The sequence below is a fragment of the Dyella silvatica genome (assembly GCF_026283955.1).
Lineage (GTDB): Bacteria > Pseudomonadota > Gammaproteobacteria > Xanthomonadales > Rhodanobacteraceae > Dyella_C > Dyella_C silvatica.
The window spans coordinates 23,322-34,158 of sequence record NZ_JAPDPE010000050.1 but is presented as its reverse complement, the minus strand read 5'-3'; the positions used below and the strand labels follow the sequence as shown (position 1 = coordinate 34,158).

General features: G+C 61.9%; 5 protein-coding genes and 1 pseudogene. 4 read left to right on the top strand and 2 right to left on the bottom strand.

Going from position 1 to position 10,837, the window contains the following annotated elements; genetic code table 11:
* Positions 1–60: 60 nt before the first annotated feature.
* Entirely contained in the window at positions 61–2,139 is a 2,079-nt protein-coding gene (locus tag OUZ52_RS11555; RefSeq protein ID WP_266158542.1) for a reprolysin-like metallopeptidase, read from the bottom strand.
* Positions 2,140–2,345: 206 nt separating this feature from the next.
* Between OUZ52_RS11555 and OUZ52_RS11550 the strand changes: the two genes are divergently transcribed.
* The 3 genes and pseudogenes from OUZ52_RS11550 (at position 2,346) to aceE (ending at position 9,047) form a co-directional block, all read left to right on the top strand.
* Positions 2,346–3,620: a peptidase MATCAP family protein gene (locus OUZ52_RS11550; RefSeq protein WP_266158541.1), complete on the top strand. Its 1,275-nt coding sequence runs from the start codon at positions 2,346–2,348 to the stop codon at positions 3,618–3,620.
* A gap of 326 nt (positions 3,621–3,946) precedes the next feature.
* Positions 3,947–6,177, top strand: a pseudogene (locus OUZ52_RS11545) (NADP-dependent malic enzyme).
* A 176-nt stretch (positions 6,178–6,353) separates the two neighbouring features.
* Positions 6,354–9,047: a pyruvate dehydrogenase (acetyl-transferring), homodimeric type gene (aceE, locus tag OUZ52_RS11540; protein ID WP_266158540.1), complete on the top strand. Its 2,694-nt coding sequence runs from the start codon at positions 6,354–6,356 to the stop codon at positions 9,045–9,047.
* 129 nt (positions 9,048–9,176) lie between these two features.
* Here aceE and OUZ52_RS11535 read toward each other — a convergent pair whose 3' ends face one another.
* On the bottom strand, positions 9,177–9,503 hold the full coding sequence (locus OUZ52_RS11535) for a hypothetical protein (protein ID WP_266158539.1): 327 nt from the start codon (positions 9,501–9,503) through the stop codon (positions 9,177–9,179).
* A gap of 275 nt (positions 9,504–9,778) precedes the next feature.
* On the opposite strand from OUZ52_RS11535, the gene OUZ52_RS11530 reads away from it, so the two are divergent.
* Positions 9,779–10,753 carry an alpha/beta hydrolase gene (locus OUZ52_RS11530; protein ID WP_266158538.1) on the top strand — a complete coding sequence of 325 codons (975 nt, stop codon included), beginning with the start codon at positions 9,779–9,781 and terminating at the stop codon, positions 10,751–10,753.
* The last annotated feature ends 84 nt before the right edge of the window (positions 10,754–10,837 follow it).

Sequence of the window (10,837 nt, the reverse complement as noted above, 5' to 3'; positions counted from 1 at the left end):
TGCATGCCGCATGCGCCCGTGCTGTCGTCGGCATCGATGACAGCACGGGCGCCGGCTGGCTTATTTCTTTTTCAGCACGAGATTGGTTGGCGAAACCGCGAAGAAAATATTGTCCGAGCAACTTACCTTCACTCGCCCTCGCGTGCTGTCCCGGTCGAGTGCGGGGATGGTGACTCTGGCTTGTCCAAAGAAGTTGGGTATCCGGGTGGCCAGTGGTGTCCGCAGATAGGTATAGCCGCCGTCCGTCGACAACTGAATGTCCACCGCCGTGCAGGAAATAGGCGCCTTATTCGTGCCTGCGACTTGCCATCGCACATACTTGGTGGTCCCGGCCGTCCAGATCTCGATGTCGTTGGGCGCGGTGACGGCGAAGGCCTGGCCGGTATCGACGACGCGTAAACGCAGGTCGGCGCTGGTGCTGGTCGATTGGGTGTCGTAATCGTCGCGTACGGTCAATCGGAAGTTAAGGTTGCGGTTGGTAGCGGGGTAGACCTGCCCGGCGCCCAGTGGCTCGTCGCCAAGTACCGCGGCCATGCTGGGAAAGCTGCGGCTGGCACTGGTGGTGGGCGGCCAGGAGCGCAGGATCGGCCCCTGCCCGTCGTCCTTCAGCGCTACTCCGAGGGCTTGCTCCGGACCGGTGTCCATTTGCTCCCATATATAGGTGCGCTTTGCATAGTAATTGCCGAACGACGCGACTACGTTCAGCATGAACGGCGTAAGTGCGGGAATCGTTCGGCGCTTCATGGATTCCGGGTCGATCCAGGGCGCTTGATACGGGTTGAAGCGCTTGACCGCGCAACGGCCACCTTCGCTGGCCATCCATTGCTGGATCTGATCGAGGCTGCCCGCATGGAAATAGGTGTCCGATTGCGCCTGCAGATCATGTGAGCCGCACATGCTCGCATAACCCATGATGGTCGAGCCGCTGCCGGGCTCGAAGGCAAACGCTTCCTGGGTCGACCTGTCGCAGCCGTTGAAGGAATGCCATGCGCCGAACTGGTGACCCAGCTCAGGCGCGACAAAGTCGATGTAGAAGGCGTCGCCGACCGGATTGTTGCGGCCGGTATAACCGGCGGCCTTGTCGTTGTCGGCATTGGATCCATCCAGGCAGGTGTTGCCGATGCGGCCGGCGACACCACCGCTGCCGGTGTCGACGAGGTGGCCGACATCGAAACGATCTTCGCCGATGATCTTGTTGACCACTTTGACGTTGAGCTCCAGTAGAGCGTCGGTGTTGCCGCTGTTGCTGCTGCTCAGGTAGGGGTCATTGGCCGGGTCGGTAAAGATGATCTTGTCGTTATCGGCGGCCAGGGTGAAATGCACGCCCATATCGCGCTCGAAGATTTCATTGATGCGGTTGACCATGCGAACCACACCCGCCAGGGCGCCTTGCACGGTGCCGCCGAACACCGCGCTATAGGAGCTGGTGGCCGCTACCGCCAGACGGTAATCGCGCAGGATGCCGCCGCCGGTTGCGGTGTGTGCCTGGTTGAGTGGGGCGAGTGAGCGCGAGGACATCGTTTGCAATGCGGCCCGCAGGCCATTGTCGGTTTCGTTGAAAGGCTCCGGGGCGGGCAGGTCGGCCCGGCGATAACTCAGATACACCCCGTCCTGGGCCGGTGCCTTGCGTGTTTGTGCGGCGAGGGTTTCGCTGGGTTGCACTAGCCAAGTGCCGCCGGCCTGATCGAAGACCATGGCGTGCATGCCGTTGTCATCCACATCCAGGCGCAACTGCCGGCCTGCGTCATCGACCCCCTTCAGGCTGCGGATTTGCGGAAAGCGCTGAGCCAGCGCGGCCGGCAGCGTGCCGGAGTCGGTCAGCTTGAACTGGGTAAAGCCGCCCTCGGGCAAGGGCAGGCTCAGCTGGACGTCGCTGGTGGCCTTGCGCCCGCTGGCTACCGCGGGTGCCGCCAAGGTGGTTCGCAATGCCGCAAAGTCGAGGGTGAGCGTGCGGTAGTGGCTGGGCAGGGCAGTGGCAGCGGCAGCGGCGTTTTTTGCACTGGCGGCGGGGCTGGCGGGGCTGTCTCGCCACATGTCGCGGGTATTGGCCTGGGCCGGGCCGCATAAGGCGACGGCTAGGCAGGATGCAAGGATGCTGGTGGTCGAGATGGGTGAACGAAAAGCTTGCTTTGACATCATGTCGGACTCCTTTCTTTCGCGTTTTCTTGCGTTATCTCCGTGTGTTTCGCAAAAACTTGTAGACCCCGATTTCAAGGTTTGGCAATGCCATTAAGGCTTCTGCGTGATGTAAATCACAAAAAATACCGTTTTCTGTTCAGGTTCATCGATTGACGAGGATGGCTTACATAGGGTCAGGACCGACGCAACGGGTACACTCTCCGCCCATGCATTCGCCTACGGTTCGTCCTGATTTTTGTGGTCCGCTCCAGCGCTACGCTGTGCTCGATCAGCGCATGCTGGCGGCCGTGCGCGGTATTCGGATCTTGCCTACCGTGGCTTGGCCGGCGTCGCTGGAAGACCGCATGATCGAGGCCTATGGCAAGGGCCAATACACCTTGCCGGTGGTGAGTTATCAGCGGCCCGATCTGTCCGAGGCGCGGGCCGAGCTGGCCGCCATCGAGCGAGAGGCGGGTACCGACGACCCCTTGGGCGATTATCTGCAGCGCACCGCCGAGTCATGGCGCATTGCCGCCGAGATGCTGGAAGCGGCCGGTACTGACGCCGTTACCGCGCCGTCGGTAGCGCTTTACGGCAAGCCCGGCGACTCGATTCCCGGCAGCGATCGCAGCAACCTGGATGCGGCGCGCTATTTCGTCGAGCTGTCAGATGAGCTGGGCGCGGATCTGGAAGACGACAATATCCGCGCGAATATCCCCGCCGAAACCTTGCGTGCCGATCTGGCCAAAGAGCTCGATGCCTTTTTCGGTCCGGGCATCATTGCGGTTACCGTCGATAGTGAGTTGACCGCCAAGGCCGCGGCCGGCGCCACCAGTGTGCGTTTGCGCGGCGGCACGCGCTTCAGCGAATACGATCGCCATCAATTGCTGGCGCATGAGGCTTTCGTGCATTCGCTGACCGCGTTGAATGGCCGCGCGCAGCCGTTGCTGGCATCGCTGGCGCGCACCTCGCCACGCGTGACGGCCACTCAAGAAGGGCTGGCGGTGTTCGCCGAACTGATGTCCGGTGCGATCGACATTGCCCGGCTCAAGCGCATCAGCCTGCGCATTCTGGCCATCGATATGGCGCTTAATGGCGCCGATTTCGTCGAGGTCTATAAATACTTCAGCGATTGCGGACAAAGCCCGGCAGACAGCTTTCACTCGGCCCAGCGCGTCTTTCGCGGGGTGCCGCTGACTGGCGGCGCGGCCTTTACCAAAGACAACGTCTATCTATCCGGCCTGATCGCCGTGCATACCTTCTTCCGCTGGGCATTGAAGCAGCGGCGGATGGATCTGCTGCGCCATCTGTTTGCCGGCAAGCTGGCGCTGCACGATGTGCTCAGTCTGGAGCCGCATTTCGTCTCCGGCGCGATTTTGCAGCCGCGCTGGCTACCGCCGTGGATGCAACATGTCCACGGGCTGGCCGGCAAGCTGGCGTTCTCGCTTTTCGTCAACCGTATTCGCATGGGCAAGGTGCTGGCGGACGAGTTGGCGTTGTGAGGGCAGCGGGGAACGGGGGATGGGGAACGGGGAATGCCTGCGGTGAAGCGAGTTTGTGGTTTTTCGCTTTGTGGGTGACGGGTAAAAAGCCGGCCAAATAGAACCCTGCGAAAAATGATGGTGGGCAGGAGCGATGCGTTTCATGCTCTTGCCGTTTCCCGTTTCCCGTTTCCCGTTTCCCGTTTCCCGTTTCCCGTCTCACTCAGTGCGCTCGCGCATGGCGCAGTGCAACGGCCGAGATCGGCTGGCCCTGCTAACATGCAGTGCACGCACGCGCGACTACTGCGCGCAGCGCCCACCCCCCGATGACTTCCAACACAGCGCCCATGTCACTCTCAGAAGAACTGCGTTTAGCTGCCCTCGAATATCACCGTCTTCCGCGACCGGGCAAAATCACGGTCAGCGCGACCAAACCCATGGTGACCCAGCGCGATCTCGCGCTCGCTTATTCGCCTGGTGTGGCTTACGCCTGCGAGGCCATTGTTGCCGACCCCAATGCCGCCAGTGAAATGACCGCGCGCGGCAACTTGGTTGCCGTCATTACCAACGGCACCGCCGTGCTGGGCCTGGGTGATATCGGCCCGCTGGCCGGCAAGCCGGTGATGGAGGGCAAGGGTGTGTTGTTCCAGAAGTTTGCCGGCATCGACGTGTTCGATATCGAGTTGAACGAGCGCGACCCCGACAAGCTGGTCGACATCATCGCGTCGATGGAGCCGACCTTCGGCGGCATCAACCTCGAAGACATCAAGGCGCCGGAGTGCTTTATCGTCGAGCGCAAGCTGCGCGAGCGGATGAAAATCCCGGTGTTCCACGATGACCAGCACGGCACCGCCATCATCGTCGGCGCGGCGGTGTTGAATGCACTGGAAGTGGTCGGCAAGAAAATCGAAGACGTCAAGCTGGCGACGGCGGGCGCCGGCGCGGCCGGCATCGCCTGTCTCGACATGCTGGTGGCGTTGGGCCTCAAGCCTGAGCATATTCTCGCGTTCGACCGCGACGGCGTGCTTTACACCGGCCGCGGCAATATGGATCCGGACAAGCAGCGTTATGCCCGCGATACCGACAAGCGCAGCCTGGCCGACATCGTCGCCGGTGCGGATATTTTCCTCGGCCTGTCGGCTGGCGGCGTGTTGAAGCCCGACATGGTCGCCGCGATGGCGCCTAAGCCGGTCATTCTGGCGCTGGCCAATCCCAACCCGGAAATCTCGCCGGAAGATGCCAAGCGAGTGCGCCCGGACTGCATCATCGCTACCGGTCGCTCGGATTATCCGAACCAGGTCAACAACGCGCTGTGCTTCCCGTACATTTTCCGTGGCGCGCTGGATGTCGGCGCCACCGGCATCAACGAGGCGATGAAGCTGGCCTGCGTGCGGGCCATCGCCGGTCTGGCCCGGATGGAAGCCGGTGACCTGGCCAGTGCCTACGGTGGCGAAGTGCCGACCTTCGGCCCGGAATACTTGATCCCACGTCCCTTTGATCCGCGCCTGCTGGTGATGCTGGCCACGGCGGTGGCGCAGGCGGCGATGGATTCGGGTGTGGCGACTCGCCCGATTGCGGATATGGACGCATATAAAGAGAAGCTCGGGCAGTTCATCTACCGCACCGGCCTGCTGATGAAGCCGGTCTACGAGCGCGCCCGCGCCGATCTCAAGCGCGTGGTTTACGCCGAGGGCGAGGAAGAGACCGTATTGCGCGCGGTGCAGACGGTGATCGACGAGAAGCTGGCGTTTCCGGTGTTGATCGGCCGTCCCGACGTCATCGAGGCGCGCATCGAGCGTCTGGGCCTGCGCATGCGCGAAGGCGTCGATTACGAGCTGACCAATATCAACGACGATCCGCGCTTCAATGATTACTGGCAGCAATACCACGCCCTGACCGAGCGGCGCGGCGTGTCGCCGGCCGCGGCCAAGAATTTGTTGCGCTCACGGCCGACCTTGATTGCCTCGCTCATGGTCCAGCGTGGCGAGGCTGACGCGATGATCAGCGGCCTGGTTGGGCGCTTCCACAAAAAGCTGGGCTATATGCGCAGTGTGTTCGGCCTGGATCCGGGCGTGTCGTGCACCTCGGCGATGACCGGTGTGATCAACGACAAGGGCGCCTGGTTCTTCCTCGACACCCATGTACAGGTCGACCCGACTGCCGAGCAGATCGCCGAGGCGACCTTGCAGGCCACTTATCGCCTCAAGCTGTTCGGCATCGAGCCGAAGGTGGCCTTGCTGTCGCATTCCAACTTCGCATGCCGAAGCTGGAGGTGGATGGCGAAATGCAGGCCGATTCCGCCTGGGACGAAGGCGTGCGCACCCGCCTGTTCCCGAACACCACCCTGACCGGCCGGGCTAATTTGTTCGTGATGCCCAATCTCGACGCCGCCAACATCACCTACAACATGGTGCGGGTGATGACCGAGGGCGTGGCGATCGGGCCGATCCTGATGGGCCTGGACAAGTCCGCGCACATTCTTACCCCGACTTCGACACCGCGCCGCGTGGTCAATATGACCGCTATCGCGGCGGTCGATGCGCAGATCCGCGCGGCTCAGAACGAGCGGCGTAGCTAGTAACCCGCGTTTGGCGATGGCCCTTGCTGCCCCTTTACACCCTGAGGCAGCGGGGCGAACGCAAAAAGCATACTAATTGGCTAGAATCCTACGGTTAGCCTGTCATCCCGTCGCACCCCCGGCGACGTGACTTCACCTCAAGCCAGCGCTTCACCAGCGCCGCGGAGAATTATTCAATGGATCAGCTCGACGACATCCTCCATCAGGACCTCGACCCCACCGAAACCCAGGAGTGGGTCGAATCGCTCGATGCGGTGATTAATCACGACGGCACCGAGCGCGCGCACTTCCTGCTGGAACGGATGGTCGACTCGACCCGGCGCGCCGGTGGCTACCTGCCATTCGACCCCACCACCGAATACGTCAACACCATCCCCGCCAGCCAGGAGGCCAAGTGCCCTGGCGACGCAGCGCTGGAATGGCGCATCCGCACCATCGTCCGCTGGAACGCGATGGCCATGGTGGTTCGCGCCAACCGCAAGCCGGGCGAACTGGGCGGCCATATCGCCAGCTTCGCCTCATCGGCGACCTTGTACGACGTGGGCTTCAATCATTTCTGGCGCGCACCAAGCGAGGAGCATCCGGGCGACCTGATTTTCCATCAGGGTCACTCCAGCCCCGGCATCTACGCACGCTCCTTCCTCGAAGGCCGCCTCAGCGAAGAGCAGCTGGATCTGTTCCGCATGGAAGTGGCCGGTCATGGCCGTGGCCTGTCCTCCTATCCCCACCCGTGGCTGATGCCGGATTACTGGCAGGTGCCGACGGTGTCGATGGGCCTGGGTCCGATCCAGGCGATTTACCAGGCGCAGTTCTGGAAATACCTTGAACACCGCGGTCTGATTCCCAAGACCGACCGCAAAGTCTGGTGTTTCCTCGGCGACGGCGAGACCGACGAGCCGGAATCGCTGGGCGCGATCTCGCTGGCGGGCCGCGAAGGCCTGGACAACCTGATCTTCGTGATCAACTGCAACCTGCAGCGCCTCGACGGCCCGGTGCGCGGCAACGGCAAAATCATCCAGGAGCTGGAAGGCGTGTTCCGTGGCGCTGGCTGGACTGCGCTCAAGCTGGTCTGGGGCAGCTACTGGGATCCGCTCCTCGCGCGCGACACCAAGGGTGTGCTGCGCAAGCTGATGATGGAAACCGTCGACGGCGAATACCAGGCCTGCAAGGCTTTCGGCGGCGCATATACCCGCGAGCATTTCTTCGGCAAGTACCCGGAGACGCGCGAAATGGTCGCCAACCTGTCCGACGACGACATCTGGCGCCTCAATCGCGGCGGTCACGATCCGCACAAGGTCTATGCGGCCTACCACTCGGCGGTGAACACCAAGGGCATGCCGACGGTGATCCTGGCCAAGACGGTCAAGGGCTATGGCATGGGCGCGGCCGGCGAGTCGCAGAACCCGACCCATCAGCAGAAAAAGCTCGACGCCGACGCGGTGCGCCACTTCCGCGACCGTTTCAATATCCCGGTCAGCGACGACCAGCTCAAAGACGTGCCCTACTATCACCCGGGCAAAGATTCCCCGGAAATGCAGTACATGATGGAGCGTCGCCGCGCGCTCGGCGGTGCCTTGCCGCAGCGTCGCCGCAAGACCGACGTCAAGCTGAAAGCGCCAGAGCTGTCGGCTTTCGAGCAAATCACCAAGGGCAGTGGCGAGCGCGAGATCTCCACCACCATGGCGCTGGTACGCGGCATGAACCTGATGCTGCGCGACAAACAGATCGGCGAGCGCATCGTGCCGATCGTCGCCGACGAGGCGCGCACCTTCGGCATGGAAGGCATGTTCCGGCAGATCGGCATCTATGCGCCGTTCGGCCAGAAATATCGCCCACAAGACGCCGACCAGCTGCTGTATTACCGCGAAGACCAGAAGGGCCAGGTGTTGCAGCAAGGCATCAGCGAGGCCGGCGGCATGGCTTCGTGGATGGCGGCCGCCACCAGCTACAGCCTCAGCAACCAGCCGATGCTGCCGTTCTTCATCTACTACTCGATGTTTGGCTTCCAGCGCATCGGCGACCTGGCCTGGGCGGCGGGCGACATGCGCGCACGCGGCTTCCTGATCGGCGGCACCGCCGGTCGCACCACGCTTAATGGCGAAGGCTTGCAGCACGAGGACGGCCATTCGCATTTGCTGTCCGGTGCGATTCCGAACGTCAAATCCTATGACCCGACCTTCTCCTACGAAGTCGCCGTCATCATGCAGGACGGCACCCGCCGCATGCTGCAAGAGCAGGAGGACGTGTACTACTACATCACCGTGATGAACGAGAACTACAGCCACCCCGATCTGCCGGCCGGCAGCGAGGAAGGCATCATCAAGGGCATGTATTTGTTCAAGGATGCGGGCAAGCCGAAGAAGGGCGAGCCGCGCGTGCAACTGCTTGGTTCGGGCACCATCCTGCGCGAAGTGATCGCCGCCGCCGAATTGCTGGAGAAAGACTTCGGCGTCAGCGCCGACATCTGGTCGGTGCCGAGCTTTAGCGAAGTGCGTCGCGATGGCTTCGACGCCGAGCGCTGGAACCGCCTGCATCCCGAAGCCGAACAGCGCGTGCCTTACATCACCGGCTTGCTGCAGGACCGCCAGGGTCCGGCCGTTGCCGCCACTGACTACGTGCGTGAGTTTGCCGATCAGGTGCGTGCCTTCATGCCTGACGGTATGCGCTACACCGTGCTGGGCACCGATGGCTTTGGCCGTTCGGATACCCGCGAGCACCTGCGTGGTTTCTTCGAGGTTGATCGCTATTGGATCGCTCATGCCGCGCTGGCCGCGCTGGCCAAAGAGGGCAAGGTCAACGCCAAGGATGTCAGCCGCGCGATCAAGACCTACAAGCTCGATCCGGATAAGCCAAACCCGCTGACGGTGTAAGCTTTCGGACCGCAAAGAAAAACCCGCCGCAAGGCGGGTTTTTTCTTGCCACGGGCAGCGCCGGCCGATACGCAAAAAGAAACCCGCCGTAGCGGGTTTCTCCGTGGCCTGGATCAGCGCATCGCGCCTTCAATCATCGTCGCGACTGCGGAACACCCGGATCAGCAACAGCGCTGCGCCGATGGTGCCCGCCACGATCGCTGCCGTGGCCACCGGATGGCGACGCGCATGGCGGCGCAAACGGTGATATCGATAGTGAGCTTCGTCGGCAAAATCTTCGGCGGCGTGCGATAACTGTCGGCTGTAGTCGCGGCTGCGCTGACCGAACAGGCGACGGGCCTCGCGACCGCTCCGCTCCAGCAAGCCATTGGCTCGATCAGCGGCCCCATCGGCGTAGCCGCGCACGCGCTTGCTGATGCGTTCGCCGGTTTCCTCAATGTCGCGATTGATCGCCATGGTGATCTCCTTGGAGTGGGTGAGTGTTTTACCCTGCCAGGGCTATCGTGAGTGGGGCGTTAACAGCCGTATTCAGTCCTGAATTCAAGGCGTGAAGGGCGATAGCCAGCTCGCATACGCGTAGCCATGACGCTTTTGCCAAGAACAGACAGTCTGATATCGAACCTGGGGGCAGGCTAAGCCCTGCCGCATCGGTCTGTGCGTGGGGATGCGCTTGCTAATGATTCCACGCATGCCGACACTAATCGGCTGCATAGATATAGGCGATGTCGTCGATGAAACAGCGGTTTGTATTTTCGCTATTAGCCATCTGTTTGATGGCCCTGAGTGCTTGTTCCTCAAGCCAGGCCCCCGCACCGATACATGCACCGCCAGCCACCGCCGCGACGAAGCCCACAGCGCCGCCAATCACCGGCTACGTGTTGAGCAACACCGAGGTGCGCGATATCACGTCCAGCACATTGCATCGCGACTATCAGTTATTCATCAGTCTTCCGCCTTCCTACCAAGCACAGCCCACGCGCCGTTTTCCGGTGGTCTTTGTTACCGACGCGAACTATGCCTTTCCGCTGATACGCAGCATTGCCGCTCGCGTCGGCGACCATGGCGATGGCCTGGAGGATTTCGTGCTTGTCGGGCTTTCCTATGCCAAGGGCGATACCCCCGCCTATAGTCGCCAGCGTGATTACACACCGACGCCGAATGGCGGCAAAGATGCCAAGAGCGATATGCCGGGCCGCGCCCCGGTCTACGGCGAAGCAGAGGCTTACCGGCAATTTATCGCCAATGAAGTCTTTCCTTTTGTGGCCAAGAACTATCGTGTCGACATGACCCGCAAGACCTTCTCCGGGCATTCGTACGGTGCGCTGCTCGGTGTTCATATGCTGCTGACCGAGCCTGCGATGTTCGAGCGCTACATCATCAGCAGTCCATCACTATGGTTCGACGACAAAGTGATGCTGGCACGCGAGCGCGAGTACGCCGAGACCCACGCCGACATGCCTGCCGATGTTTTTCTGGTGATCGGTGGTTACGAGACGATTAATCGGGCATCCAAGGACAAACGCTACAACCACAGCAAGGACATGCTGCGCGACATGCAAACCTTCGAGGCGCAATTGAAGTCGCGGCACTATCCCGGCTTGCATGTCGAATCGCATATCGTCGCGGATGAGGACCATTTGACCGTGTATCCCGATTCCATCACGCACGGTTTGATGTGGGCGTTACCGCCGAAGGTGTCCCAGTGAGATCGATTCCGGTCGTGCGGGATCCATGCCAAACCGGCCCTGGGGTGGGGCGGTATTTGGGCTATTCGCGTTTTAATGCGAAAC